Here is a 26,999-nt window from a genome sequence, read left to right as displayed (position 1 = left end):
TCGTCCCTTGATCAGCTTCACCTACGACCAGCTCTCGGGCGTCATTGCGGCGTTTCTGTTTCCGTTCGTCCGCTTGCTCGCGCTCACGATGAGCGCGCCGCTCTTCGGCGACTCGGCGGTGCCGGCGACGGTCAAGATCGGCCTCGCGGGCATCGTCGCCCTCACACTGGCACCGATGCTCGGCCCCATGCCGGCCGTGTCGCCATTCTCGTGGGAAGGGTTGTGGATTCTGGCGCAGCAGCTCATGATCGGCGCCGCGCTCGGCTGGTGCATGCAGATCGTGTTCTCGGCGATCAGCATGGCGGGCGACTTCGTGGGCTTGCAGATGGGTCTGTCGTTCGCCACGCTGCTCAACCCGAACAGCGACGGCAGCACCGCCGTGCTCGGCATGTTCCTCAACGTGGTGGCGATGCTGGTGTTTCTCGCCACCAACGGCCATCTGGTGATGTACGCCACGCTCGTCCAGAGCTTTGCGGTGCTGCCGATCTCGGGCACGCCGATCTCGGCAGGCGGCTGGCAGTATCTGGCGTCGTTAGGCGGGCAGCTCTTTACGCTGGCGCTGATGCTCTCGTTACCGCTGGTGGCAGCCCTGCTGATCTGCAATCTGGCGCTCGGCATTCTTAACCGCGCGGCGCCGCAGCTCAACATCTTCGCCGTGGGCTTTCCGCTCACGCTGGCCGTCGGCCTCTTCGTGCTCGAACTGATGATGCCGCGCATTGCGCCGGTGATGGACCACTTCACCTCGATCGGCGTGGACATGATGATCCGCGCCACCGCAGCGTTCGTCCCCAAGGCCTGAACGGCCGCACCTCTCCCCCGAAAAACAAACGGGCCACGCGGCAATGCCGGTGACCCGTGTCGTCCTGCGACGGCGTGGTGGCGCGTTTGCGCCGCCCACGCTGCGTGTGTCGCTTACAGCAAGCTGAACAGCGAGAGCTTCTGCGTCTGGAGGAAGCTTTGCTGCGACGCCTGCAATGCGGCCTGCAACTGCGCAAACTTGGTCGCCGACGAATTCCAGTCGACTTGCAGCAGGTCGGCCAGTTGCGACTGATAGTTCAGCGAATTGCTGTCGCCGATATTGTTCAACGCCGTCAGCTCGTTCATGCGCGAGCCCACCGTCGTGCGCACCGTCGTGACGTTGTCGTACGTGTTGCTGAACATCTCGCTGAACGTGGTCAGCGCGTTCGAAAGGTTAGACTGCCCCGCTTGGCCGGCGCTACTGAGCGGCGTCTTGAGTGTGTTGATCAGCGCTTGCAGGTTGTCGAACACGTTGGTGCTGGCTTTGTTCGCCGGTTGCACCTGATAGTTGTCGCCATTGGCCGGCACGCCGTTGAAGGTCACCGACTTGCCGCCGAACGTGATCGGCTGACCAGCCGTGTACGCCCCCGTCACGTCAGGCACCGTCGTGTCGGTCTGATCCTTGACGGTGTACGTCGTCGTCGGCGGCGTAGTCGTGCTGTCGACGGCGAAGCTGATCTGATACTGATGGGTCGCGCCCGGGTTGGTCACGTCGGTCGTAGAGACCGGCTTGTACGTGGCGGAGCCCTGATTGCTGCTGTTGCCCGTGATCAGCGCACCCGCCGTGCCCGGCTGAATGCTCTGGAAAATGCTCGAACCGATGTCGTTGATCGCGATTTGACGATTCGGGCTGACCTGCACGTAGCGCACACCGGCGTCACCGGCATACGACGCCCCCGTGGCCGACGTCACGTAGGCCGCCGAGTTGCCCTGAAAGCCCGAGAACAGGTACTGACCGTTGGCATCGGTCGTGTTCGCGAGCGAGAGCAGTTGCTGGAAGCTCGACTGAAGGTCGGTGGCGATCGTGTTGCGGTCGCTGTCGTTGAGCGACGGGTTACCCGCCGTTACGACCTGCGACATCACGTGTTGCAGCGTGTTGATGATGCTGCCGAAGGTCGAGTCTTCGAGTTGCAGCTGCGTCGTCGCCGAAGCCCGGTTCGCCGAGTACTGCGAGTTCATGTCGTTGTTCTGCGACACGGCCACGGCTTGGGCCGATGCCACCGGGTCATCGCTGGGCGTGGTCACGCGCAGGCCCGACGAGAGCTGCTGCTGCGTGTTGAGCAGATCAGAGGTGTTCTGGCTCATTGCGCGCAGGCCCTGATCGTAAATCATGTTGGTGCTGATTCGCATGGCGCTGTCTCCTGCCCTTAGTTGACCATTTGCAGGATCGTGTCGAACAACGACGACGCTGTCTGAATGACCTTGGAGTTGGCCTGATAAAGCTGTTGATACTTGATCAGGTTGGCTGCCTCTTCGTCGAGGTTCACGCCGGAATTCGATTGCTGGGCCCCTTGGGCCTGTTGCAGCAGCGTTTGCTGCGCGGCGCTGGTCGCCTTGTAGGTGTTCGTGGTCGAACCGACATACGACACGAGATTGGCGTACGCCGACGTGTAGCTCTGCGAGCCGCCCACTTTGGTCTTGTCGTTTTGCAGCGCCGACAGTGCCAGACCGTTACGGTTGTCGGTCACCGCGCCCGAGGTGTTCGGGGCGATGGTGAACTTGTCGCCGTCGGCTGGGGTGCCGCTCACGTTCACGGTCACACCGCCCATCGTGATCTTGGCGCCGTTGGTGGCGTCGTACGGCACGGTATCGCCCGCGGCGTAGGAGGTCGTCACACCGTTGACGGTCACCGTCATCGGCGACGGTGCGACGAGCGTGAGCGCGCCGGTCGTGGCGTTCTTGCTGAACGTGAAGTTCACCGGCCCCGTCAGCACGTTCGACAGGTAGTTAGCATCCACCGAGCCCTGATCGACCTTGAGCGAGCCGCCGTTGCTGCTGCCTGCCGAGGCGATGACCGGTGCGGCCAGTGCAATCTTGCCCGGGTCAGTGATCGCGACGCCGATGTTCTGCGCGGCGTTGCGGGTCGGCTGAATCGTGAAGCTGTCGCCGGCGGCCATGTTGCCCACCGTGACCTTGAAGCCGTCGCCAAACGCGGCGCCGCTGCTGTCTTGGAAATTCAGGGGCGCGCCCGGCGTCGCCGGCGCACCTGCCGTCCACTTGGCGCCGTCGGTCAGGCGCGTCATGGTGTAGTTGGTGCCGTCGTAGGTCACGGAGTAATCGCTGGCCGTGATCTTCGAGGCATCGGTGATCGACGCGTTGAGCGTCGCCGAACCGGAATTGCTGGTGTTCGCAATGATCGTCGGGCTCGGCACCGTGAAGAAGTTACCGCCCATCTGGCCGTACAGATCCAGACCGAGCTGGTTCTGTGCGTTGAACGTGCCGGCCAGCGACAGCGCGATCTGGCCCAGCGAGTTCTGCGCCTGCGTGAGTGCACCGCTGCGGAACGACAGCAGACCGGCCAGCGAGCCGCCGGTGATCGACGATTCCGGAATGGGGATCTTGGTGCCGTTGGGCGACACGTAGGCGACGGTCAGTTGCGACGGATCGCTCGTCGACGGCACCGTGGTCATCTGGTACGCCGAGTTGCCCATCACGAGCGACTGGCCGTTGCCCACGAACACGTTGTACGAGCCGTCGGAATTCTTCACGACGTTCGTCTGAACGATAGCGTTCAGGCTGGCTACCGCCTGATCGCGCTGGTCGAGCAGGTCGTTCGGGGTGACGCCGCCGCCATTGCCCTGTGCTTGCAGAATCGCGTCGTTCAACGTGGCGATCTGCTTGGCGTAGGTGTTGATCTGTTCGGTCGACTGGGTGAGATTGCCGTTCACGGCCGTACGCAGCGACGAGAGCGCCCCCGAGAGCGACTGGAACATGCTCGTGAGCGTCTGGGCCGACGAGATGACCGTGGCGCGCGTGGCCGAGTTGTTCGGCGCGGTCACGATGGTCTGCAAGTTCGTGAAGAACGAGGACATCGAGGCCGACAGGCCGGTCGTCGAGCTACCCAGCGCGTTGTTGATCTGCGAGATCTGCTGGTAGTAAGTGTTGAGCTGGCTGTATTGGGTCTGCGCCTGATTGGCCTGACCTGCCAGAAACTGGTCGTACACCCGCGACACGTCGCTCACCAGCACGCCCGAACCGATATAGCCCACGCCCGCGAACTGGCTGTCCGCCTGGGTGTAGCTGACGATTTGTCGGTTGTAGCCGGCCGTCCCCGAGTTGGAGATGTTGTTGCCGGTGGTGTTGAGGGCGAACTGGGCGGCGTTCAGCCCGCTCATGCCAATATTGATTAGGCTCATGATCTCGCGGCTTGAGTTGGAGGCGCGTCCCACGGGAAAGCCCGTTCGCGCACCGTTACCGATGTGTTTACGGCAGCCTGGCAGCAATATTGAGGCCCGGCCGGTTTTGCCTAAAATTTAGGCAGATTGAGCAGCCACTTCGCCTCAGGCGAAGTGCTTCATGATCTTCATCAGCTTGTTGGCGTACTGCGGGTCGGTCGCGTAACCGGCGCGTTGCAGGTTGTTGGCGAAGCTTGCCGCGTCGTTGGCGCTGGCCACCACCTGCGCGTAGCGCGGGTTGTTCGAAATCAGCTTGGCGTAGTCGGCAAACGCCTCGTCATACGAGCCGTACGCGCGGAACTTGGCCATGACCTTGCGCGGCTGGCCGCCCACATATTCCGTAGTGGCGACCTCCACCGTCGGTCCGGTCCAGTTCTTACCCGCCTTGATGCCGAACACGTTGTGGCTGGTGCTGCCGTCGCTGCGACGGATCTCGCGCTTGCCCCAGCCGGACTCCAGCGCCGCCTGACTCAGCATGAAGCGTGCCGGGATACCGCTTTGCGCGCTGGCGCTCTGTGCGGCCGAGGCCATACGGTCGACAAATTCGCCCGCGACCGCCGGGGCACCGTCGGCCACGCCGATGGCGTCGGCCGAGTTGTAGGCACGGCCCTGCAACGACTGCTGGCGGCCCATGGCGGCGGGCGGCAGCGTGGTACCCGTCTGGGCGAGCTGCTTGAGCATCAGGTCGGCCAGCCCCATACCCTTGTGCGAGGCGAGTTGCTGGGCAAGCTGGTCGTCGAGCATGCCGTTGAACATCTTTTCCTGATCGCTGCCGAGCAGGCCGCCGGACATCGTGGCGTCGCGCATGCTCTTCATCATCATCTGCGTGAAGACGGCTTCGAACTGCTTGGCCGCCTGCTGGGTGGCCTGCGGCGTCTGCTGATGCGCGGCGGCGCGCAGGGCGGTGAGGCCCTGCATGTCGTAGGTCGCACGCTGCGTCAGGTCGGGCAGGTTCTTGCCAGCGAGTCGGTTGCCGTCCGCCATATCAGATGATCTCCAGATCGGCGCGCAGCGCGCCCGAGGCCTTCATGGCCTGCAAAATCGACATCAGGTCCGCCGGGCTTGCGCCGAGCGAGTTCAGCGCCTTGACCACGTCGGCGAGGTTCGCGCCCGCCTTGACCAGCTTGAGCGCGTTGTTCTCCTGTTGCACGGAGATTTGCGAATTCGGGGCCACCACCGTCTGCCCGCCCGAGAACGGCGCCGGCTGGCTGACATTGTTTTGCGTGTCGATCACCACCGACAGGTTGCCGTGGGCCACGGCGCACTGCTGGATCGTCACGTTCTGGTTCATCACGACCGAACCGGTGCGGGCGTTGATGATCACGCGCGCTGCCGAGTTGTCCGGCTTCACTTCAATGCTTTCCAACTGGGCGAGGAACTGCACCCGCGCTGACGGATCGGTCGGCGTGCGCAGCAGAATCACCCGGCCATCGAGCGCCTGCGCCGTGCTGTAGCCGAAGCGGCGGTTCACCGCATCGACCACGCGCTGGGCGGTCGAGAAGTCGGTGGCGTTCAATTCCATCTGAATGGTGCCCGGCTGGCCGCCCATGGCGGTCGGGACACTGCGCTCGACGATCGCGCCGTTCGGAATCCGGCCCGACGCGAGCTGGTTGACCGTCACGCTCGACCCGTTGGCCGACGCGCCAGCGCCGCCCACCAGCAGGTTGCCCTGCGCGAGCGCGTAGACCTGACCGTCCGGCCCCTTGAGCGGGGTCATGAGCAGCGTGCCGCCACGCAGGCTCTTGGCGTTACCCATCGACGAGACGACGACGTCGATCGGCTGACCCGGGCGCGTGAACGCCGGCAGCGTGGCAGTCACCATCACCGCCGCCACGTTCTTCAACTGCATGTTGGTACCGGGCGCCACGGTAATACCGAGCTGCGAGAGCATGTTCGTCATGCTCTGCACGGTAAACGGCGTCTGGGTGGTCTGGTCGCCCGAGTTGTCGAGGCCGGCCACGAGACCGTAGCCGATCAGCTGGTTGTCGCGCACGCCCTGAATCGAGGCCAGTTCCTTCAGGCGCTCCGCATGGGCGGCACCGGGCGCGAGCATCGCGAAGCCGGCGGCACCCGCGACGACGAGGGCCTTAACGAGCACCTGAGCAAGCGCCTTCGCCATCGGGTGAGCGTGAGCACGCGGGCCAGCGTGTTGGCCAGACTGGCGGGAAGCGTGCGCGCGGCGCGGCAGGGACGACATGATCGACATCAGAACGGCGAAACGTTAAGGAAGAAGCGTTGCAGCCAGCCCATGGTTTCGGCTTCGTTGATGTAGCCCTTGCCACGGTATTCGATGCGCGCATCGGCCACCTGCGTCGAAGGCACGGTATTCGCGCCCGAAATCGTCTGCGGGCTGACGACGCCCGAAAACTTGATGTACTCCGTGCCCTGATTGATCGCGATCTGCTTCTCGCCGGCCACCGTCAGGTTGCCGTTGCCGAGCACTTCCATCACGGTCACGGTGATCTGCCCCGAGAACACGTTGTTGGCGTTGGCCGCGCCCTTGGCGTCGAACTTGTTCGCGCCATTGGCATCCAGACTCTGGTTGTTGAACACCCCGCCCACGACGCCCGGCATCTGATTGAGCGCGAGCGAGCCGCTGCCGGCGCGGCTGGTGTTGGCGGCCGAATTCTTGCTGGCCGCCGTGTTCTCGTTGATCGTGATGGTCAGAATATCGCCGACGTTACGCGGACGGCGGTCTTCGAACAGCGGCCGGTTCGAGTAGATCGGGCGATAGATCGACCCTTCCGGATCGGCCGCCATCGGCGGGGGCGGCGGACGCGTGGTGGTCGGGCCCTGCACCACCGGTTCTTGCGGTACGTAGGCGCAGCCGGCCAGACCGCTCAACGCGACGGCGGCCATCAGCGCGAGGAACCGCGCCGGGCTTGCGGTACGTTGAGTAACTGAATCGGTCGATTTGGCTGACTGAACTGACATCTCGGCTTTCCTGAACACGAGTCTGACGGCAACGATAGCGGCAAGCGCCACTTACATCTGCGTCAGACGCTGGAGCATCTGATCGGACGCGGTCACGGCCTTCGAGTTGATTTCGTAAGCACGCTGCGCCTGAATCATGTTCACCAGTTCTTCCACCACGTTCACGTTCGACGTTTCAACGTAGTTCTGATTGAGCACGCCCGCGCCGTTGGTGCCCGGCTGTGCCACGTTCGGCGCGCCTGACGCGGCCGTCTCGGCGTACAGGTTCTCGCCCAGACTTTGCAGGCCGGCGTTGTTGATGAACGTGGCGAGCTGGAACGTACCGATCTGCACGTTGGCCGTGCTGCCCGGCTGCGTCACCGACACCGTACCGTCGCGCGCAATGGTCAGCGACAGGGCGTTGGCGGGGATCGTGATCGCCGGCTGAATCGGGTAACCCGACGCCGTCACCAACTGGCCGTTGTTGTCGACCTGAAACGAGCCGTCGCGCGAGTAGGCGGTCGTGCCGTCCGGCATCAGCACCTGGAAGAAGCCGTCGCCGTTGATGGCCACGTCCTTCGCGTTGCTGGTGGACGTCAGGTTGCCCTGCGTGAAGATGCGCTCGGTCGCGGCCGGACGCACACCGGTACCCAGTTGCAGGCCCGACGGCAGCAGCGTTTGCTGCGACGACTGGGCGCCGGGCTGGCGAATGGTCTGGTACAGCAGGTCCTCGAACACCGCACGGCCTTTCTTGAAGCCGTTCGTGCTGGTGTTGGCGAGGTTGTTCGAAATCACGTCCATGTTCGTCTGCTGGGCGTTCATGCCGGTAGCAGCGATGTAGAGCGAACGGATCATTTGGTGTTTCTCCCCGTGTACGGTCGTGGCGCGCCGGGTGTGGCGCGCCGTCGGCCCGTTAGCTGAAATTCAGCAACTGGTTGGCGGACTGCTCGTTGGTATCGGCCGTTTGCAGCATCTTCATCTGCATTTCAAACGCACGCGACTGCGAAATCATGTTGACCAGACTACTGACCGGGTTGACGTTGCTGTTCTCGATCGAGCCTGCGACCACGACGACATTCGGGTCGACTTGTACCGGTGCGTTGTTGCCCGTACGGAACAAGCCGTCGTCGCCGCGCACCAGATTGCCTTCCGGCGGATTGACCAGCTTCAACTGCCCCATCACAGCGATCGAGTTGGGCGGATCGCCCTGCCCCAGCGCCGAAATCGTGCCGTCGGTGCCGATGGTCACGGCCGCGCCCGGCGGCACGGCGGCCGGCCCGGCGTCGGTCATGACCGGCAGACCGTGCAGCGTGATCTGGCCGTCTGCCGTCATTTCGAGGTTGCCGCCACGGGTGTAGGCTTCGCGGCCCTGCGCATCGCGCACGGCCAGCCAGCCTTGTCCCTGAATGGCGACGTCGAGCGCGCGACCCGTTTGCTGCATCGCGCCGGGCGTGAAGTCGGTGCCCGGCGTCGAAGTCGTGACGAAGGTACGCGTGCCGGCAGCGCCGTCTTCGGCGCGCACCGGCACCTGACGGAACGAGGCGAGCTGGGCCCGAAAGCCCGGCGTCGAGACGTTGGCCAGATTGTTGGCGGTGGTCGATTGCTGCTCCATCGCCTGCTTCGCGCCAGTCATGGCGACATAGATCAGACGATCCATCGACGTCCCTCGTGCAAGTTACGCATGCGCGCCGCTCCGCTTACAGGTTGACCATCGTTTGCATCAACTGGTCTTCCGTCTTGATCGTCTGCGCGTTGGCCTGATAGTTGCGCTGCGCGGTGATCATGTGGACCAGTTCGGCGGTCAGATCGACGTTCGAGGCTTCGACGGCACCGGCTTGCAGCTTGCCCATGTTCGTACCGCCCGGCACGCCGACGATGGGGATACCCGAGGCGGCCGACTCTTGCCAGAGGTTGTTGCCCATCGGGATCAGACCCTGCACGTTGTTGAAGTTGGCGAGGGCCACTTGGCCGAGCACCATCGACTGCGTGTTCGAGTACGTACCGACGATCGTGCCGTCCGCGTTGAACGTGAAGCCCGTCAGGCGGCCCGACGTGTAACCGTTCTGCGTGAGCGTGTTCGGCGTGTACGTGTTGCCGTACTGCGTCGTGCCCGTCAGGCTCATCTTGATGTTGCCCGCCGATGCGCCGTTGCCGTACGCAATCGTCGGCAGCGTGATCGGGCCAGTGACGGCAGTGCCCGTCGAGTCCGTTTGCGCAACCAGGCTGCCTGCCGAGTTGAACGTGAGCGTTGCGACCGGGCCGGTGCCGATCTGCGTCGTGCCATCGACGGACGCGTAGACCTGCCACGTGGCGTTGTTCGTCGCCGGGTCGACGGCCGACTTCTTGAAGTACAGGTTCACGTCGTGGGAATTGCCCAGCGAGTCGTAGACCTTGAGCGACGTACCGTTGGTGTACGAGTTCGGATCGGTGATCGAGAACGTCGTGGTGTTCACGGCGCTGCGCGAGTCGAGGTTGAACTGACCGGTGATCGTGCTCGTGGCCGTCGGGGCCAGATCGCCCGTCGGAATTTGCAGAGCGACCGGCGACACGCTGTTGATGATGCCGTTCGGGCCGGCCAGATAGCCGGTCAGCTGGTCGCCATTGGCATCGACGATGTAGCCGTTCTTGTCGAGCGAGAACTGACCGTTACGCGTGTAGGCGATGGTGCCGCCGTTCGACACGCGGAAGAAACCGTTGCCGGAGATCGCCAGATCGAGCTGACGGTTCGTCACGGTGATGTCGCCCTGCGTGAACTGCTGCGCAATGTTCGACACGCGCGTGCCGATACCGACCGTGTTGTTGCCGGCGCCGAACAGCGAGCTGGCGTAGATGTCGGCGAATTGCGCCTGACCCTGCTTGAAGCCGACGGTCGCCGCGTTGGCAACGTTGTTGCCGATGACGTCCAGATCCTTGGAGGCGGCGTTCAGGCCGCTCAGTCCGGTCGAAAAGGCCATGGTGATACTCCTGAAATTCGGTTGACGACGCTATCGGTCGCGATAAAACGGTTAAAGACTGACTTCGCTTGTTATGTCGCTTGATACGTATTCGGTGTCACACGCGGCTTACAAGATCTCGCGCACGTCCGAGAGCTTGATGTTCGAGCCCGTGCCGACGTTGAGCAGCGGCGCGCCGGTGGTGCTGGCCACCACGCTTTGCACCTGCGCGTACGACAGCAGCGTCGGCGTCACGGCCTTGCCGTTGGACGTTGCGGTGACCGCCAGCGTGTACTTGCCATCCGCCACGGCATTGCCCGCGTCGTCCTTGGCGTCCCACGTGAGCGCCTGCACGCCCGCATCGAGCGCACCCGCGTTGACGGTACGCACCACCTTGCCGGTGCTGTCCTTGATCTGGATCGTGACGGTGTCGGCGTCGCTCGGCAGTTCGAAGCCGAACGGCGTGGCCGTCTTGGTCACCGTGCCGTCGGTCGCCGTGGTGCTGCCCACGCCGATGTTGGTGCCCGGGATCAGCACGCCCTTGCCGACCAGTGCCGCGGCTTGCAGGCTCTGCGTCGAGTTGAGCTGCGAGGTCACCGACGACAGCGTGGTGTTCAACTGGGTGATGCCCGAGACCGTGCTGATCTGCGCGAGCTGCGAGGTCACCTGCGAGTTGTCCATCGGGTTCAGCGGATCCTGATTGTTCATCTGAGCGACGAGCAATTTCAGGAAGCTGTTCTGCAAATCGTCCGCGCTGCCGGCCGACGATTTGGAGCTCGAGCTGCTGCTGTTGGCGGTGCCGTTGACCGAATCGAGGAAAGTCTGCGAGAAATTCGCTGCGTTCGACGTATTGATACTTGCCATCTTCTGGTCTCCGCGCGGCTGCTTATTGGCCGACCGTGAGGGTTTTGAGCATCAGCGTCTTGGCGGTGTTGAGCGCCTCGACGTTGGCCTGATAGGAGCGGGAGGCGGAGATCATGTTGACCATCTCCTCCACCGGGTTGACGTTGGGCATCGTCACGTAGCCCTGCGCGTTGGCCGCCGGGTTCTTCGGGTCGTAGACGGTCTTGAGCGGCGACGAGTCTTCGACCACGCCGGCCACCTTTACACCGCCCACTTCGCTGCCCGTCACCGGGTTCACCTGAAACACGACCTGCTTGGCGCGGTACGGCTGCCCGTCCGGCCCGGTCACGCTCTCGGCGTTGGCCAGATTGCTGGCGGTGACGTTCATGCGCTGCGACTGGGCCGTCATGGCCGACCCGGCGACATCGAAAATGCTCATGAGTGGCATGGCGCTTACCCTTGACTCGTGATGGCCGCCAGCATCGTCTTGATCTGGCTGGAGAGGACCGTGAGGCCCGTTTGGTAATGCACGGCGTTATCGGCGAAGTTCACCCGCTCGGCGTCGAGTTCGACGGTGTTGCCGTCGATGCTTTGCTGATACGGCACGCGGTAAAGCAATTCGGGGCTGCCCATGGCCGGGGCCGGCGTCGTGGCGCGCGCAGCGATATGGCGCGAGGAGGTGCGCGTGAGCGACACGCTCGACTCGGTGGCGAGTTGCTGCTGGGCGCCGCGCTCGACCGCCTGACTCAACGCGTTGTTGAAGTCGACGTCGCGCGACTTGTAGCCCGGGGTATCGGCATTGGCGATGTTCGAGGAAATGACTTCCTGACGATAGGCGCGCATGGCTAACGCCTGCTGATTGAATCGCAGTGCCGCGTCCAGTTTGTCCATGATCTCGCCTCGCTCGATGCTTGCCTTGATGCCCGGTACTGCTGAAGAAGATGGCTCCCGCTGCCCGGGACACCGCACTCGGTGTCCACCGGCGTCTGCGGTGTCGCCGCTGAGCGCTGGCTCATCGACGTGTACAGACGGGATGCCCTGCCGGGTCCGAAAAAAGTACGGACCTTTTGGCATGCTTCGCATCGTATGCCTCACCCCCTCGGTTCAATCGGAGGAATAGCAAGGGTATTGACCGCCATTTCGACCCATAGCGCGGGGCCGGACGTCTCTAGAATGGCTTCCTGACGGCATCGGGCGGAGCTCGCCCCCCAGGCACAGGAGCGCTGCCCGGTGCCGTCGGCTTCTGAAGAGGGACGCGACGTCCCGGATGGTTGAGCGTGCGGCTGACGCAACAGCGGGCCGCGCCGCAAGGAGAGAGAGCATGGCTGGCAAGTTCGGCGGCAGTTCCGCCTTGGCCTCCCGCGCGCGACAAGCGCTGCGGCATGGCCGGCGCACGGCCGTACTGCGCTCCGGCCTGCTGGCATCGGTACTGGCACTGGCGGGTGGTTTCGGCCTTGCAGGCGTTGCCGGTATTGCGCATGCAGCCAATCCCGCGCAGGGCATCGCCACCGATCCGAACGCCCAGAATCTCGGCGATACCCTCGGCCCCGGCGCCATCGTCATTCCCGGCAACAATGCCGCAGCGGGTGGCGTAGCGACCAACGTACCGAACAATCCACGCTCGGTTGCCCCGGCAGCTGCGGTGAACGCCAACAACGGCTACTCCAATGGCGGTGCGAACGGCGGCGTGGCAAGTGCCCCGGCGCAGCAAGCCACGCAAGCCCCCCAGAACAATTCCCAGTTCCAGAATACGGAAGCCGTGCGGCAGACTGCCGAGCGGTTTCTGCGCGAGCAGACGACCGGGTTGCCCGGACGCGTGACGATCACGGTGGGTGATGCGGTGTCGGACCGCATGCCGGCGTGCGGCGCGCTTGAGCCGTTCCTGCCGCCGGGCGCGCGCCTGTGGGGCTCGACCACGGTGGGCGTGCGTTGCGCGGGCGAGCGCCCGTGGACGCTGTACCTGCAAGCCCGCGTGAGCATCAACGCGACCTATTTCGTGGCCGCGCGCCAGATCAACCCGGGCGAGACCATCGGCCCGAACGATCTGTCGCCGCGTCAGGGCGATCTCACGCTGCTGCCGCGCACGGTGGCGACCGATGCCGGGCAGATCGTGGGCACCGTGGCCGTGAACCGTATTACGTCGGGTCTGCCGATTCGTTCCGACCTGTTGCGCAGCGCCATCGCGGTGCAGCAAGGCCAGACGGTGCGCGTGGTCACGCGTGGCTCTGGTTTTGAGGTGAGCACCGAAGGTCAGGTGCTGTCGCGGGCCAGTGCTGGCGACCCCGTGCAGGTGCGTACGCGTGCCGGTCAGGTCATTAGCGGCACCGTGAAAAGCAACAAACAGGGCAACATCGAAGTCGAAGTTGCACTATAAGTAAGTATTCACTCTTACCAAGAATTTGCTGACTTCACCCGGGCACTTGAACTGGTAACAGGATGTTACTTGCCTAAAGTTACAGCGGATAATGCCGTTACACAGGCAGGTTTCTGGGGAAAGCACATGAAAATCGAACCACCCGCCAATCCGTTGCCCGGCGTCGGCCCGACGAAGGGGACGACGACCGATCGGACGAGCACCGGCGCTGCGAGCGCTGACGGCGCGGCTACGCCTGCGGCCGGTAACGACGCGAGCGTGAGCACGAGCGCGTTGTCGTCGGAAATGCGCGCGTTGCAGGCGGCACTGGCCCAAACGGGGTCGGCCGACATCGACGTCGCCAAAGTGGCCGAGATCAAGCAAGCGATTGTGGAAGGACGTCTTACCATTGATACCAGCAAGATTGCGGACGGCCTCATCGAGACCGCGCGCAGTTTGCTTCCCACGCAATCGAAGTCATGAACACCGAAGCCCTGCTGACTGCCCTCACGACCGAAACGAACGCGATCAACGCGTTTTCGACGTTGCTTGGCGAAGAACAGCAGGCTTTGGTCAGTGGCACGCTCGACGCGCTGCCAGAGCTGACCGAGCGCAAGACGCGTGCGGTTGCCGACCTCGCGACGCTTGGTCGCGAGCGCGATGCGCAGCTTCAGGTGCTGGGCTATTCGCCGGATGAAGCCGGTGCGACGGCGGCCGCCGCCAGCGAACCGCGTCTGGGCGCCGCGTGGCAGGCATTGTTGAGCGCAGCGGCCGAAGCCAAGCGCGCCAACGAGACCAACGGCGTACTCATCCGCACCCGCCTGACGTACACGCAGCAGGCGCTGAACGTGCTCTACGGCCCGGAACAGAACGCCCCGCTCTACGGCCCCGACGGCCGCACCACGCCGCGCTCTAGCGGTGGGAGTGTGACGGCGTAATCGCCTCACCATTCATCTGCATCTCGGCCACCACTTCGGCCACGACCTCGCGTATCCCCCTCAGCGCGCCGTCAGGCGTCGCATCTAGCCACGACAGCGACGGAAACTCGGCACACAGGCCGACGTGTTCGTTATCTTCCTGTGACCACGTCAGGTAGTAGGTGTATTGGTCGGCGGCTGCGGGCGCGGAACGCCGGTGGTAGATATTCGGTGATGAAGTCATCCGGCAATGATGCCGGGATCGGTCACGGTGCTTCAATCGCGAATTGTCCGAAAAATCTTGCGCCGACGGACAAGGGGCACATTTGCCACGTACGATCCCGCGTTCATCGGGACCACTCGCCGCCTGACCATGCATTTGTCTTTGCCCGATTTCCTCGGCATCCTCGGTGCCGCATTCGTGGTGCTTGCCTACTGCCTGAATCAGACAGACCGGCTGTCATCCGGCGATTGGCGCTTTCCAGCGATCAATCTCAGCGGCTCGGCTTTGATTACGGTGTCCCTCGTCTACAACCCGAATCCGGCGTCCCTGCTGATCGAAATCTTCTGGGGCGCGATCAGCCTCTACGGATTGCAAAAAGCCCTCAGACGCGCGAGCGCCTGAGGGCTTTTCTGTTCGGCTAACGCCGTAATGCCTTGGTGACTTAGCCCGCCGACGTCCACGCCTTGTCGCGCAGCGTCGCGCGCAAGCGTGAAATCGCCTGACTGTGCAACTGGCATACGCGCGATTCGCTGACTTCGAGCACCGCACCGATCTCGCGCAGGTTCAGCCCTTGCTCGTAGTACAGACTCATCAGCAACTTCTCGCGGTCCGGCAGCCGGTCGATCGCATCCACCACACCGTGACGCAACCCCTCGTCGAGCAGCATCTTGAGCGGGTCCGCCCCCGGGTCTGCGCAAATCCGGTCGATGAACGGCTCTTCATCCGCCGATTCGAAGTCTTCGTAGTAGATCAACTGGCAGCCGTGCACGTCCTGCAACATCTGCTGATACTCAGTCAGCCCGATCGACAGCTCGCCCGCAATCTCGCTCTCCGACGGGCCACGGCCCAGCCGTTGCTCCAGCCGCTGCACCGCCTTCTCGATCTGACGCGCCGTCTTGCGAATGCCGCGTGACGCCCAGTCCAGCTCGCGCAACTCGTCAAGCATCGCGCCGCGAATGCGCTGACTCGCGTACGTCTCGAACTGCGCACCCTGCGTTTCCTGATACCGGTTCGCTGCATCGAGCAGCCCCAGCATGCCGGCCTGAATCAGGTCTTCCAGTTCCACACTCGCCGGCAGCTTGGCCATCAATTGCAGCGCCAGTCGGCGCACCAACGGCGCGTATTGGGTCAGCGTGTCGTTCGTGTCGACCTTCCCGCGCGCGGTATACATGTTTCCCTCCGCTTCCTCTCGACGCGTGCCGTGGCGCTCAGGCGGTGGCCGCAGGCAATACGCCCGCGCCATGCGCCATCTCGCCCATATCAGCCATGCCCGCGGCCACTGTCTCGCGTGCCGCCAACGGCCAATGCATCACCTGTGCCGCCAACTGACGATACGCCACCGCCGCCGGGGCCATCGGGAACGCATCGACCACCGTGCGCGTCAGCTGTCGCGCGCGCAACACCTGCCGGTCCGACGGCACATGACCCGCCAGCTCCAGCGACACCGCCAGATACCGGCTCGCGGTCGTGGCCAGATTGCGGCACACCACGCGCGCTTCCACATCCTCAGCGCGATTCACCAACACCCGGAACTGCGCCAACGCATATTCGAAATGGGCCTGCTTGATCCACGAGTACGCCCCCGTGATCGACGCCGGCTCACACCCCAGCACCACCAGCACATCGTGCGCATGCGCCGCCAACGGACTCAGCAACGCACCTGCATGCGTGCAGTCGATGACGACCACGTCCGGCTCGCCCACGGTGAGCAACGGCATGGCCCGCACCGGGTCGATGCGCTCGGGATGACGGTGCGCCACCGGCACCAGGACAAAATTGTCGCGCGTACTCACCCGAACGGCGTCGGGCGAGACCCGCCCCGCCAACACGTCATGAATGTCGCCGCGCAGCGGCAACCCCATGGCGGGCGCGGCATGGCCGCTTTCGTCGGCCAGCACGACATCCTGACCATGATGGGCCAGCGCACTGGCCAGATTGAGGGCAACACTCGTCTGACCGGCTTCAGGCGCACTTCCCACCACCGCGACGACGCGCGTGGTATGGCGCGCCACCAACCGGCGCAGCCCTTCCGCTTGATCGAGTACGAGTTTAACCAAAGCACGCCTCGCCTGAAGGTTGGGCGGGCGCAAACAGCCCGCTGTAGTTAGGATCGACCCCGCGCACAACCGCCATCAGATCTTCCTCGGCCGGCACGAACGGCGACCCGGTCACCGGCGCCGACAACGCCGTGTCGATCAGGAACTGACGATCCGCCACGTGCAGGTTCTCCGGCACACGCTGTCCCGTCGACACGTAATGCACCGGCAGACGATGACGAATCACCGTGTCGAGCACCGACCCGAGGTTGGTGGTTTCGTCCAGCTTCGTCAGAATACACCCGGCCAGATCGCTGCCACCTTCGGCACTCGCGCTCCGGTAGGCATGCACTACTTCATTGAGCGTGTCGCCATGGCTCGTCGCGTTGAGCAACAACAGGCGCTGCACCGGCGTCTCGGCCCCGCACAACATCGCCACTTGCTCGGGCACGGTGCGGTCGCGCTGGCTCATGCCGACCGTATCGATCAGCACCATATGCTTGTTGCGCAATTCGGTCAGCGCAAGACGCAGATCCGTCGCGTCTTTCACCGCATGCACCGTCACACCGAGAATCTTGCCGTAGATGCGCAGTTGCTCGTGACCGCCGATACGGTAGCTGTCGGTCGTGAGCAGTGCGAGCTTCTCGGCGCCGTGACGCATCACGCAACGTGCCGCCAGCTTGGCCGTCGTCGTGGTCTTGCCCACGCCGGTCGGCCCCATGAGCGCATACACGCCACCGCGCTCCATCAGTTCGTCTTCATTGGGCATGACGGGCAGATTGCGCTTGAGCGCGTTCTTTACCCAGTCGAGTCCGGCATTGCGGTCGCTGCCTTCAGGCAGGTGTTCCAGCAACGCACGGCCCAGTTGTGCCGAGAACCCGGCGGCCAGCAGCGTGCGCAGAATCTCGCCCTGCGCCGGCGAGCGGCGCTGCTTGTCGTTCCACACCAGCCCCGCCACCTGCTCTTCGAGCAGACCGCGCATGGACTGAAGCTCACCCATCATGCTCTGCGCAAATGCGCTGGCCGCCGCGGCGTCCTGCACCGAGGCCGAGGGCCCGGCGAACGCGGCCGGTGCAGCCGCCACCGGCTGAGCGGCTTGGATGGGCTGGGCCGGACGCGGACGTGGCCGGTGCGTCGGCATGTCGCCGCCGGCGAGTGCGTCCAGATCCTCTTCCGCCAGCGCGACGATTTCCACGCCGTTAGCGACCGAACGATTGGACAACACGACCGCGTCGGGTCCGATTTCCTCGCGAATCTGGCGCAGTGCGTCGCGGCACGTGCCCGCAAAGAATTTACGAATCTTCACGCTTGACCTCCGATGAGTGCCGTCATTTTCACGTTGCGCGTATCAGGCACTTCCGCATACGACAGAACCTTGAGCTGCGGCAGGCTGCGGCGCAAGAAGCGCGAGAGCAGCGAACGCAGCGGATGTTGAACCAGCAAGACGGCCGGCAGCCCCTGACGCTCCTGACGCGCCACGGCTGCCTGTGTTTCGCGCAACAGCGTGTCGGCGAGGCCCGGCTCCAGACCGGTACCCCCGCCAGCGGACAACGCCTGCGTCAGAATGCGTTCGAGATTGGCGTCGAGGCCAACCACTTCGAGGTCACCGTTGCCCGGGAACACGCTCTGCGTGATCGCGCGGCCCAGCGACAGGCGCACCAGCGCCGTGAGTTCGTGCGGGTCTTGTACGCGCGCGCCATGTTCGGAGATCGCATCGATGATGGTGCGCATATCGCGAATCGGCACCTGCTCTTCGAGCAGGTTTTGCAGCACTTTTTGCAGCGTGGTGAGGGCGACCGTCTTGGGCACCAGGTCTTCGATAAGCTTCGGCGCGTCCTTGCCGATACGCTCGATGAGCTGCTGCACTTCCTGACGGCCGAGCAATTCGTGGGCGTGCCCGTTGATCAAGTGGTTCAGGTGGGTCGCCACGACCGTACCGGCATCGACCACCGTGTAACCGTAAGCCTGCGCTTGATCGCGCTGACCCACGTCGATCCATGTGGCCGGCAGGCCGAAGGCCGGATCGCGCGTGGGCGTGCCTTGCAGCGGTGCGCTGACCTGACCCGGATCGATCGCGAGCAGTTGCCCCGGATACGCTTCGCCTTCGCCGATGATCACGCCCTTGAGCGTGATGCGGTATTGGTTCGGGCGCAGCTCCAGATTGTCGCGAATGTGCACCACCGGCGCGAGGAAGCCGATTTCCTGCGCGAATTTCTTGCGAATGCCCTTGATGCGTTTGAGCAGCTCGCCGTCTTGATTGCGGTCCACCAGCGGAATCAGGCGGTAACCGACTTCCAGCCCCAGCGGGTCGACCAGCGCCACGTCATCCCACGAGGCTTCGGCCACTTCGCTGGGTGCCGACGCCGCGACCGGCGCGGGACGCGTCGATTCCTGCTTGGCGCGCTCGGTGCGCTGATGCTGCCAGCGGGCCAGTGCGCCCAACCCGACGGCCAGCACCAGAAAGGCAAAGTGCGGCATGCCCGGAATCAGGCCCATCAACCCGAGAATCGCGGCCGTAATGCCCAGCACGCGGGGGTTGTTGAACAGCTGCGAGACGACCTGCTGACCAATGTCTTCGTCGGTCGCCACGCGCGAGACGACCACACCGGCCGCCGTCGAGATCACCAGTGCCGGGATCTGCGCGACCAGACCGTCACCGATCGTGAGCAGCGTGTAGTTCTTGGCGGCCGTGCCGATGTCCAGACCGTGCTGGGCCACGCCGACGATCAGGCCGCCGACGATGTTGATGACCATGATCATCAGGCCCGCCACCGCATCGCCGCGCACGAACTTCGATGCACCGTCCATCGAGCCGTAGAAGTCGGCTTCCTGCGCGATCACCGTGCGGCGCTTGCGCGCTTCGTCTTCCCCGATCAGGCCGGCGTTCAGGTCGGCGTCGATGGCCATCTGCTTACCCGGCATGGCGTCCAAGGTAAAACGCGCGCCCACTTCGGCGATACGGCCGGCACCCTTGGTGATCACCATGAAGTTGATGACCACGAGGATGATGAACACCACGATACCCACGGCGTAGTTGCCGCCGACGAGGAAGTGGCCGAACGCCTCGATCACCTTGCCGGCCGCATCCGGGCCGGTGTGACCTTCGAGCAGCACCACCCGGGTGGACGCCACGTTCAGCGACAGGCGCAGCAGCGTGGAGAACAGCAGCACGCTCGGGAACGCCGCAAAGTCGAGCGGCTTTTGCGTGTACATGCTGACCAGCAGCACCATCACGGCCAGCGCGATGTTGAACGTAAAGAGCAGATCCAGGATGAACGGCGGCAACGGGAGGATCATCATGCCCAGAATCATGACGATCAGCACCGGCGCGGCGAGTGACTTCAGGTTGCCGCCGAGCAACGTTTGGGACGAGCGCAGAAACTGGTTCGCGCGGGGGTTGAGGTTCATTCGTTACGCTCCGGCGCGCGGCAGCGCGTCGAGTTCAGCCGGGACCGGCAGATCCGACGGGGTGCGCGGCTCGGCGCCCCCTTCGTTACGCCAGCGGCGAAGCTGGAAGACCCACGCAAGCACTTCGGCCACGGCCGTGTAGAGCGTGGCCGGAATTTCGTGACCGATTTCCACGTGCTTATGCAGCGCACGGGCCAGCGGCGGGGCTTCGAGAATCGGGATACGGTGCTCTTCGCCCATTTCGCGGATACGTTTGGCCACCAGATCGGTGCCCTTGGCCAGCACGCGCGGCGCGCGCATGTTGTCCTTGTATTCGAGCGCGACGGCAAAGTGCGTCGGGTTGGTGACGATCACGTCGGCCTTGGGTACGTCCTGCATCATGCGCCGGCGTGCCGCCTGACGCTGCAACTGGCGGATATGCGCTTTGACGTGCGGATCGCCTTCGTTTTCCTTGTTCTCCTGACGCACTTCCTCTTTGGTCATGCGCAGCTTCTTGTAGTGCTGCCAAAGCTGGAACGGGATATCGATGGCCGCCACCAGCAGCAGCGACATCACGATGAACGCGCAGCACACCACGATCATCTCGCCCACATGGGGCAGCGCCACACGCGGCGACTGGGTCATCAGGCCCATCACGGCGTCGCGGTCGCGGGCGATCGCCCAGTAAGCAACCGACCCCACCAGCAGGGTCTTGGCGATGGCCTTGATCAGTTCGACCAGCCCCTGCGTCGAAAACATGCGCCCCAAGCCCTTCGCCGGGTTGAGCCGGCCGAAGTTGGGTGCGAGCGATTTGGTGGAGAAGAGCCAACCGCCCAGCGCCATGGGCGCAGTGATCGCTGCCAGCACCAGCAGGCCGAGCAGCGGGGCAATGACCATGAGGGCGTCGGCCCCCGAGTGGGCGGCGTTGGCGAGCATGCGGTGGGTGTCGAGCGCGGTGCCCGGCTCGAATTGCATGCCGTGGCGCATCAACTGGGCGAAGCCCTGGGAGATCCGGTCGGCGGTCATCCACATGCCCGCGACACCGGCGGCCAGCAGGGCAAAGGTGGATAGCTCGCGCGAACGCGCAACCTGCCCCTCCTCGCGCGCCTTTTCAAGACGCCGGGGAGACGCGGGTTCCGATTTTTCGAGATCGCTTTCCTCAGCCATGCCCTATCCACGTCGGGCGGACAGACCCACCCTATCCCGACCGATTATGTCCGTAACCGTCAAGACACAAAGGGGGGAATAGAGGCGGGAATGGGCGGTATTTCAGAACCCGAGGCTGGCAAGCAGGTCGTCGACCTGCTCTTGATCGGACACGATGTCCGTGCGACCTTCTTTTTTGACCTGCGGACCGTTGAGCAGAGAGTCTTCCGCTTCCTTGCGCTTCTCGGGCGGCATGTTCTCGAGCAGCGTCTGGAACAGGTGCTTCTCGATCTCCTGCACGACTTCCATGATCTTCTTGATGACCTGACCGGTCAGATCCTGAAAGTCCTGCGCCATCATGATTTCCATCAGATGGGCATTGGTCGCGCGGGTGTCTTCGGGCACCCGGCGCAGGTAGCCGCGCGTCTCGGTGACCAGCTTGCGCGCGTCTTCGAGTTCGAGCGGCTGGTCGAACCAGCTCGCCCAGCGCGCATCGAGCGCGTTGGCGTCGACTTCCAGCCGCTCCTGAATGGGCTTGGCCAGTTCAATCGCGGTAAGCGCGCGCACGGCGGCCTGTTCCGTCATCGTCGCGACGTAGTTCAGCCGGTCGCGCGCGTCGGGAATGGCCTCAGCGGCTTGCTCGAGTTGTTTATCCAGGCCGAGTTCGCGCAGGTTGTCGCGCAGCATGCGCGTCAATTGCCCGATGCGCATGAGCATGCGCTCGGCCGGGTCTCCTGCCGGCGCGGCCCCGTTGGGCTCGACCGGCCATTCAGTGCTCGCGTCGTGGGTCACGCTCAGGCCCCCGTCTTTTCCATTTTCTCGAAGATCTTGCCCAGCTTTTCATCAAGGGTTGCGGCCGTGAACGGCTTGACCACATACCCGCTCGCCCCCGCCTGCGCGGCAGCGATGATGTTTTCCTTCTTAGCTTCGGCAGTCACCATCAGCACCGGCAGCTTCGAGAGGTTCGGGTCGGCGCGAATCTGCTGGAGCATCGTCAGGCCGTCCATGTTCGGCATGTTCCAGTCCGAAACCACGAATTCGAAACTACCGCCGCGCAGCTTGGCGAGCGCCGCCGCGCCGTCTTCCGCTTCGTCGACGTTCGAGAAACCCAGCTCTTTGAGCAGGTTTCGCACAATTCGGCGCATCGTCGGGAAATCGTCGACGACCAGAAACTTCAAGTTCTTGTCTACCATCATCACTCCAATTCGGCCGGCGCCCCCGAGGGGCCCGGCGCCATTTCATGGGGCCTTCGCCGCAGCACTCCAGTGCCCTGGGTACTCGCAAAACATGCGAAGCATACTGCGAAAAAGAAAAGCGCCCTACTATACTCGTTGCGTGCGTTCGCCAAATTTCGCGACCTGATGCAGCACTTTGCGCGCCATCTCCGACAGGGGCACGACCTCTTCGGCCCCGCCCATCGCAATGGCTTCGCGCGGCATGCCGAACACGATGCAGCTCGCTTCGTCCTGCGCAAACGTGTGCGCGCCTGCCCGGCGCATCTCCACCAGCCCCGCCGCACCGTCGCGGCCCATCCCCGTAAGGATCACCCCAATCGCATTGCGCCCGGCGTGAACCGCTGCGGAGCGAAACAATACATCGACCGACGGCCGATGTCGATTCACCGGCGGTGCCGGGTCGAGCAACGCCACGTAGTTGGCACCGCTACGCGAGAGCTGCAAGTGGGTGTCGCCACCCGGCGCAATATACGCGTGGCCCGGCAGTACGCGCTCGCCATGTTCGGCTTCCTTCACCGTGATACGGCAAAGCCCGTTCAGGCGCTGCGCGAACGACTTGGTAAAGCCGGCCGGCATGTGTTGCGTAATCAGAATCGCAGGCGCATCGGGCGGCATCGGCACGAGCACTTCGCGAATCGCTTCGGTCCCGCCCGTCGATGCGCCGATGATGATCAACTTTTCAGTCGACACCAGCGGGTTGCGCAGCAGCGGCGCCGCTTCGATCGGTGCCGGCGTTGCGCTCTTGGGCGGTGCACTGCGCACGCGGGCGCGCGCGGCGGCGCGAATCTTGTCGGCGATCATCTCGCCGTACTCGAGCATGCCGTCGCGAATGCCCAGACGCGGCTTGGTCACGAAGTCGACCGCGCCCAGTTCCAGCGCGCGCAGCGTGACTTCCGAGCCGCGCTCGGTCAGCGATGACACCATCAACACCGGCATCGGCCGCAGACGCATGAGCTTCTCGAGGAAGTCCAGACCGTCCATGCGCGGCATTTCGACGTCGAGCGTGAGCACGTCAGGGTTGTGTTGTTTGATGAGATCGCGCGCGACCAGCGGGTCGGGCGCGGTCGCCACCACAGTCATGTCCGGTTGCGCATTGATGATCTCGGTCATCAGGCTGCGCACGAGTGCGGAATCGTCCACGCACAGGACTTTGATAGGTTCGCTCAAGCCTCCTCCATTTTTCGGTTGTCAGGCCCCGGCCGAGGCTTGGCGGTTCTGGCCGGTGGCGCAAAGAGTTCTACGGAGCCCCGTACTTCGCGTGTGCGCAGTCGCTGCGCATACGCCTGTTCGCGCTGCGCAATCGCCGGGTCTCCGCGATCGCCCAACTTTTTGACCATCACCCGGCCGGTGCGCGGCAAAAAACACACCTTGCGCGGATGCGGTCCGAGCAGATCCTGCGCAGTCACGCGAATCTGCTCGGTCTCGAGATAGCGCAACACAAAGTTCGCGTTGCGATCCCCGATGTTCAATGTGGTCATGCCCGCCAGCACGGCGCCGCCGCCAAACACCTTGGCTTCGAGCCGCTCACGGCGTGCCCCGAGCTTGATCAGCTCGTTGATGAGCATTTCCATGGCATACGCGCCGTAGCGCATCGACGCCGAGAGCAGCCGGTCGCGGTCGCTCTCGCCGTCGTCGGGCAGCATGAAGTGATTCATGCCACCGATGCCCGTGACGTTGTCGCGCACACACGCGGCAACACACGAGCCCAGCACCGTCACGAGCATGATGTCTTCGGTCGTGACGAAGTATTCGGACGGCAGCAGTTTGACAGCGCGCGTGTTGAACGCACTGTCGAAGTAATGGTTAGTCGCGAGGGCTTCGGCCAGCGGCTGCGCCATGTCAGGCTCCCCTTGCTCCGGTGCCGGCCAGTTCGTACACCGTCTGCCCGCGCAGACGGAACGCCCGGCTCACATACGTGAAATTCTCGGAGTGCCCGGCAAAGAGCAGTCCGTCCGGTTTGAGCAACGGCACGAAGCGCTCGAGAATGCGCGCCTGCGTCGCCTTGTCGAAATAGATCATCACGTTGCGGCAGAAGATCACGTCGAACGGCCCGCCAAGCTGCCACGACGGGGCGAGCAGATTGAGCGGCGCAAAGGTGACCAGTTGCTGCAATTCGGGGCGCACCTTGATCTTGCCGGCGTTCGCGCCCGTGCCACGCAGAAAGTGGCGGCGCAGTTGTTCCTGCGAGAGCTTGCCGGTTTGCTCGCCGTTGTAGACCGCCGCCGAGGCGCGCGCGAGCACCTGCGTGTCGACGTCGGTCGCAATCACGCTGGCGTTGGGCCGCGAGCCCAGCGTATCGACCAGCGTCATCGCAATCGAATACGGCTCTTCGCCGGTCGAGGCCGCACAGCACCAGATCGAGATCGGCTTGGCGCGGTTGCGGATGAACTCGGCGAGCAGCGGGAAGTGATGCGATTCGCGGAAGAACGACGTGAGGTTGGTGGTGAGCGCGTTGGTGAACGACTCCCACTCGCTGTCGCCGGTGTCGGCTTCGAGCATGTCGAGATATTCGGTGAAGCTCGTCATGCCGAGCGCACGCAGCCGCCGTGCGATACGGCTATAGACCATCTCGCGCTTGTGTTCGGCCAGCGCGATGCCCGCACGCTGATAAATCAGATTGCGAATGCGGCCGAAGTCGGCCAGCGAGAACGCGAAGTCGCGCTCGCCCGCGAGCGCAGCCCCGCTGGCACGGGCAAACTCCGTGCTGCGGCTGCCGTCGCCACCCTCGTTACCGGGGGTGCCGCGACGCGTCGTATGCGAGGTAATGCGCGAGTCAGTCATTGAGTTTCACCGGCGTCAGTGGCTCGCCTTATGCCGCGCGAGCGAACGGTTGCGGCGTGTTTTCGCGACGCGTGGCGCTCATCGCATGAATACTTGCGCTGCCCGCCCCGCTCGTCTGGAACACCGAGACCGCCGCGCGCAGTTCGTGCGCCTGCGATTCCAATGCCCCGGCGGCCGCAGCCGCCTCTTCCACGAGTGCCGCATTCTGTTGCGTGACTTCGTCCATCTGGGTCACGGCACGATTGACCTGCTCGATACCGTTCGACTGCTCGGCCGACGCCGCCGAAATCTCGCCCATGATGTCGGTCACACGCTTGACCGCCTGCACGATCTCTTCCATCGTCTGGCCGGCTTGTGCCACCAGCGAGGTGCCGTCCTGCACCCGGCGCGACGACTCTTCGATCAATGCCTTGATTTCCTTCGCGGCCGACGCGCTGCGCTGCGCCAGCGTGCGCACTTCGCCTGCGACCACCGCGAAGCCACGGCCCTGCTCACCGGCACGCGCGGCTTCCACCGCCGCGTTCAGCGCGAGGATGTTGGTCTGGAAGGCAATGCCGTCGATCACGCTGATGATGTCGACGATCTTGCTGGAGCTGGCCGAAATGCCATCCATCGTCGTGCCGACCTGCCCGGCCACCTGACCGCCACGCGAGGCGATCTCCGACGCGGTCACCGCGAGCTGGCTGGCCTGACGCGCGTTATCGGCGTTCTGGCGCACGGTCGCCGTGAGCTGCTCCATCGACGACGCGGTTTCTTCCAGCGACGCGGCTTGTTGTTCCGTACGCGCCGACAGATCGGTATTGCCCGCCGCAATCTGCTGCGCTGCCGTTGTGATCGACTCGGTGCCTTGTCGAATCTGTCCGATGGTGTCGGCCAGCGTGTGTTGCATGCGCTGCATCGCGAACAGCAGGCTGGTGTTGTCGCCCGCGGCCACGTTCACATGACTTTGCAGATCGCCCGCCGCAATGCGTTGCGCGATTTCTGCCGCATATTCGGGCTCGCCGCCAAGGCTGCGCTGTACGTTGCGGATGATCGCGACCATGGCCGCCGTGACGATGCCGCCGATGAGCAACAGCGCGATGCCGTAGCGCAGCAGCGTCGCGAGGAACGCGTCGTCGACGTCCTGCACATACACGCCGCTCATGAAGCCCCAGTCCCACGGCGCGAAGTACTTCACGAACGAGAGCTTGGCCATGCGCTTGTCGCTGCCGGCCACTCGGCCGTAGTAGTCGACGAAGCCTGCGCCCTTGTCTTTGGCGACGCGGGCCATTTCGACATAGAGCAGCTTGCCGTTCGAATCCTTGTAGGTGGAGACGTCTTTGTTCACCAGATCGGTGAGCGTCGGGTGCATCAGCACGGTCGGCTTGGTGTCGAAGATGACCACATAGCCGCTGCCTCCGTCGCCGTAGCGCATCGACTTCAGACGCGCCATCGCCTGCTGTTTGGCCTCGGCCTCGGGCATCTTGCCCGCAGCGGCCTGTGCGGCGTAATCGCGCACGATGCCGTCGGCGGTGGTCACGATGTCCTGCACGGCGTCTCGCCGCTCGGCCAGCATCGTGCCGCGTTCGTGCCACGACGCCCAGCCGCCGAGCAATAAAAGACCCAGCCACATCAGCGCGAGCGCGGACCAGAGTTTTGCCTTGAGACTCAACTGCATCATGATGTGACCCTCCACCACCGGCTCACCGTCGCGCGGACATCGTGTCCCGCACGCACGGCGGCTTTTGTCTTACCCATTGTTGCCACTTGCCGACACGCGCCACCCGGAGTTGTAAGCTGCCATCTCCGGACGGGCACGTGCACCTTTCCTGTAGTTGCTGCTGGTGTTGCCTGTACTGCGCGGAATGCTCGTAATGCTTGTAATGCTCGTGTTGCCTGTACCGCGTTGCCGGAAGGGCGCGCTATCGCGGGATAACGCGCGCTTCAAGACGATCAGAACGTTTCCCAATCGCCGTTGGCGTCGTCCGTGCCGGTGCGTGCCGCCGGGGCCGCTGCGGCCGGGGCCGGGCGGCGCAGCGGTGCGGCGGCCGGGGCAGCCT

At 64.2% G+C, this 26,999-nt stretch carries 27 protein-coding genes and 1 pseudogene; 5 read left to right on the top strand and 23 right to left on the bottom strand.

Annotated elements, in window-relative coordinates; genetic code table 11:
- The first annotated feature begins 7 nt into the window (after window positions 1–7).
- A complete protein-coding gene (gene fliR, locus PIN31009_RS23875) occupies window positions 8–799 on the top strand; it encodes a flagellar biosynthetic protein FliR (RefSeq protein ID WP_150791767.1) in 792 nt (263 codons plus the stop codon).
- 113 nt (window positions 800–912) lie between these two features.
- Here fliR and flgL read toward each other — a convergent pair whose 3' ends face one another.
- The 11 genes from flgL to flgB all read right to left on the bottom strand — a co-directional run bounded on the left by flgL (window position 913) and on the right by flgB (window position 11,773).
- Window positions 913–2,148, bottom strand: coding sequence for a flagellar hook-associated protein FlgL (flgL, locus tag PIN31009_RS23870; protein ID WP_150682519.1), 1,236 nt, complete (start codon window positions 2,146–2,148; stop codon window positions 913–915).
- 17 nt (window positions 2,149–2,165) lie between these two features.
- The gene (gene flgK / locus PIN31009_RS23865; protein ID WP_150682520.1) at window positions 2,166–4,154 is read right to left on the bottom strand and encodes a flagellar hook-associated protein FlgK; all 1,989 of its coding nucleotides are present in this window, start codon (window positions 4,152–4,154) and stop codon (window positions 2,166–2,168) included.
- A gap of 144 nt (window positions 4,155–4,298) precedes the next feature.
- Window positions 4,299–5,177: a flagellar assembly peptidoglycan hydrolase FlgJ gene (gene flgJ / locus PIN31009_RS23860; RefSeq protein ID WP_150682521.1), complete on the bottom strand. Its 879-nt coding sequence runs from the start codon at window positions 5,175–5,177 to the stop codon at window positions 4,299–4,301.
- 1 nt (window position 5,178) lies between these two features.
- A complete protein-coding gene (locus tag PIN31009_RS23855) occupies window positions 5,179–6,312 on the bottom strand; it encodes a flagellar basal body P-ring protein FlgI (protein WP_150683368.1) in 1,134 nt (377 codons plus the stop codon).
- Window positions 6,313–6,398: 86 nt separating this feature from the next.
- Window positions 6,399–7,127, bottom strand: coding sequence for a flagellar basal body L-ring protein FlgH (locus tag PIN31009_RS23850; protein ID WP_150682522.1), 729 nt, complete (start codon window positions 7,125–7,127; stop codon window positions 6,399–6,401).
- A 51-nt stretch (window positions 7,128–7,178) separates the two neighbouring features.
- Window positions 7,179–7,961 (bottom strand): flagellar basal-body rod protein FlgG, encoded by a 783-nt coding sequence (gene flgG, locus PIN31009_RS23845; protein ID WP_058376553.1) that lies wholly within the window; start codon window positions 7,959–7,961, stop codon window positions 7,179–7,181.
- 58 nt (window positions 7,962–8,019) lie between these two features.
- Complete coding sequence (locus tag PIN31009_RS23840) at window positions 8,020–8,763, bottom strand: flagellar basal body rod protein FlgF (protein WP_150791766.1); 744 nt, start codon at window positions 8,761–8,763, stop codon at window positions 8,020–8,022.
- Window positions 8,764–8,803: 40 nt separating this feature from the next.
- Entirely contained in the window at window positions 8,804–10,060 is a 1,257-nt protein-coding gene (flgE, locus tag PIN31009_RS23835; protein WP_150791765.1) for a flagellar hook protein FlgE, read from the bottom strand.
- 108 nt (window positions 10,061–10,168) lie between these two features.
- On the bottom strand, window positions 10,169–10,903 hold the full coding sequence (flgD, locus tag PIN31009_RS23830; RefSeq protein WP_150682524.1) for a flagellar hook assembly protein FlgD: 735 nt from the start codon (window positions 10,901–10,903) through the stop codon (window positions 10,169–10,171).
- A 22-nt stretch (window positions 10,904–10,925) separates the two neighbouring features.
- Complete coding sequence (gene flgC, locus PIN31009_RS23825; protein ID WP_058376557.1) at window positions 10,926–11,330, bottom strand: flagellar basal body rod protein FlgC; 405 nt, start codon at window positions 11,328–11,330, stop codon at window positions 10,926–10,928.
- A gap of 5 nt (window positions 11,331–11,335) precedes the next feature.
- Window positions 11,336–11,773, bottom strand: a complete 438-nt coding sequence (flgB, locus tag PIN31009_RS23820; protein WP_425495512.1) for a flagellar basal body rod protein FlgB — start codon at window positions 11,771–11,773, stop codon at window positions 11,336–11,338.
- A 430-nt stretch (window positions 11,774–12,203) separates the two neighbouring features.
- Between flgB and flgA the strand changes: the two genes are divergently transcribed.
- From flgA to PIN31009_RS23805, 3 genes are all read left to right on the top strand, one after another.
- Window positions 12,204–13,256 (top strand): flagellar basal body P-ring formation chaperone FlgA, encoded by a 1,053-nt coding sequence (gene flgA, locus PIN31009_RS23815; RefSeq protein ID WP_174997370.1) that lies wholly within the window; start codon window positions 12,204–12,206, stop codon window positions 13,254–13,256.
- Between the two features lie 126 nt (window positions 13,257–13,382).
- The gene (gene flgM / locus PIN31009_RS23810; protein ID WP_150791763.1) at window positions 13,383–13,718 is read left to right on the top strand and encodes a flagellar biosynthesis anti-sigma factor FlgM; all 336 of its coding nucleotides are present in this window, start codon (window positions 13,383–13,385) and stop codon (window positions 13,716–13,718) included.
- On the top strand, window positions 13,715–14,173 hold the full coding sequence (locus PIN31009_RS23805; protein ID WP_150682527.1) for a flagella synthesis protein FlgN: 459 nt from the start codon (window positions 13,715–13,717) through the stop codon (window positions 14,171–14,173). Before flgM ends, PIN31009_RS23805 begins: the two co-directional genes overlap by 4 nt.
- Here the strand turns inward: PIN31009_RS23805 and PIN31009_RS23800 are convergent.
- A pseudogene (locus tag PIN31009_RS23800) lies at window positions 14,172–14,396 on the bottom strand (hypothetical protein); the annotation flags it as partial. The gene PIN31009_RS23805 and the pseudogene PIN31009_RS23800 overlap by 2 nt on opposite strands.
- A gap of 6 nt (window positions 14,397–14,402) precedes the next feature.
- On the opposite strand from PIN31009_RS23800, the gene PIN31009_RS23795 reads away from it, so the two are divergent.
- Window positions 14,403–14,777, top strand: a complete 375-nt coding sequence (locus PIN31009_RS23795; protein ID WP_217426836.1) for a CBU_0592 family membrane protein — start codon at window positions 14,403–14,405, stop codon at window positions 14,775–14,777.
- A gap of 40 nt (window positions 14,778–14,817) precedes the next feature.
- Here the strand turns inward: PIN31009_RS23795 and PIN31009_RS23790 are convergent, their stop codons facing one another.
- The 11 genes from PIN31009_RS23790 to PIN31009_RS23740 all read right to left on the bottom strand — a co-directional run bounded on the left by PIN31009_RS23790 (window position 14,818) and on the right by PIN31009_RS23740 (window position 26,620).
- Window positions 14,818–15,546, bottom strand: a complete 729-nt coding sequence (locus PIN31009_RS23790; RefSeq protein ID WP_058376563.1) for an RNA polymerase sigma factor FliA — start codon at window positions 15,544–15,546, stop codon at window positions 14,818–14,820.
- A gap of 37 nt (window positions 15,547–15,583) precedes the next feature.
- Window positions 15,584–16,432 carry a MinD/ParA family ATP-binding protein gene (locus tag PIN31009_RS23785; RefSeq protein WP_058376564.1) on the bottom strand — a complete coding sequence of 283 codons (849 nt, stop codon included), beginning with the start codon at window positions 16,430–16,432 and terminating at the stop codon, window positions 15,584–15,586.
- Entirely contained in the window at window positions 16,425–17,717 is a 1,293-nt protein-coding gene (gene flhF, locus PIN31009_RS23780; protein WP_150791762.1) for a flagellar biosynthesis GTPase FlhF, read from the bottom strand. The genes PIN31009_RS23785 and flhF overlap by 8 nt, the downstream gene beginning before the upstream one ends.
- Window positions 17,714–19,819: a flagellar biosynthesis protein FlhA gene (gene flhA / locus PIN31009_RS23775; protein WP_150791761.1), complete on the bottom strand. Its 2,106-nt coding sequence runs from the start codon at window positions 19,817–19,819 to the stop codon at window positions 17,714–17,716. The genes flhF and flhA overlap by 4 nt, the downstream gene beginning before the upstream one ends.
- Window positions 19,820–19,822: 3 nt before the next feature.
- Complete coding sequence (gene flhB, locus PIN31009_RS23770) at window positions 19,823–20,965, bottom strand: flagellar biosynthesis protein FlhB (protein ID WP_150682530.1); 1,143 nt, start codon at window positions 20,963–20,965, stop codon at window positions 19,823–19,825.
- A gap of 102 nt (window positions 20,966–21,067) precedes the next feature.
- Window positions 21,068–21,742 carry a protein phosphatase CheZ gene (gene cheZ, locus PIN31009_RS23765; RefSeq protein ID WP_425495513.1) on the bottom strand — a complete coding sequence of 225 codons (675 nt, stop codon included), beginning with the start codon at window positions 21,740–21,742 and terminating at the stop codon, window positions 21,068–21,070.
- Window positions 21,739–22,137, bottom strand: coding sequence for a chemotaxis response regulator CheY (gene cheY / locus PIN31009_RS23760; protein ID WP_058376568.1), 399 nt, complete (start codon window positions 22,135–22,137; stop codon window positions 21,739–21,741). The genes cheZ and cheY overlap by 4 nt, the downstream gene beginning before the upstream one ends.
- A 129-nt stretch (window positions 22,138–22,266) precedes the next feature.
- The gene (locus tag PIN31009_RS23755) at window positions 22,267–23,346 is read right to left on the bottom strand and encodes a protein-glutamate methylesterase/protein-glutamine glutaminase (RefSeq protein WP_084656491.1); all 1,080 of its coding nucleotides are present in this window, start codon (window positions 23,344–23,346) and stop codon (window positions 22,267–22,269) included.
- Window positions 23,343–24,017, bottom strand: a complete 675-nt coding sequence (cheD, locus tag PIN31009_RS23750) for a chemoreceptor glutamine deamidase CheD (protein ID WP_058376569.1) — start codon at window positions 24,015–24,017, stop codon at window positions 23,343–23,345. The genes PIN31009_RS23755 and cheD overlap by 4 nt, the downstream gene beginning before the upstream one ends.
- A 1-nt stretch (window position 24,018) precedes the next feature.
- Window positions 24,019–24,960, bottom strand: a complete 942-nt coding sequence (locus PIN31009_RS23745) for a CheR family methyltransferase (protein WP_084656492.1) — start codon at window positions 24,958–24,960, stop codon at window positions 24,019–24,021.
- Between the two features lie 28 nt (window positions 24,961–24,988).
- Window positions 24,989–26,620, bottom strand: coding sequence for a methyl-accepting chemotaxis protein (locus PIN31009_RS23740; RefSeq protein WP_150791760.1), 1,632 nt, complete (start codon window positions 26,618–26,620; stop codon window positions 24,989–24,991).
- Between the last annotated feature and the right edge of the window lie 379 nt (window positions 26,621–26,999).

It is taken from the genome of Pandoraea iniqua (genome assembly GCF_902459685.1).
Classification (GTDB): Bacteria; Pseudomonadota; Gammaproteobacteria; order Burkholderiales; family Burkholderiaceae; genus Pandoraea; species Pandoraea iniqua.
Note: the sequence above shows the minus strand (reverse complement) of the source record. Positions and strands in the feature narration are given on the sequence as shown.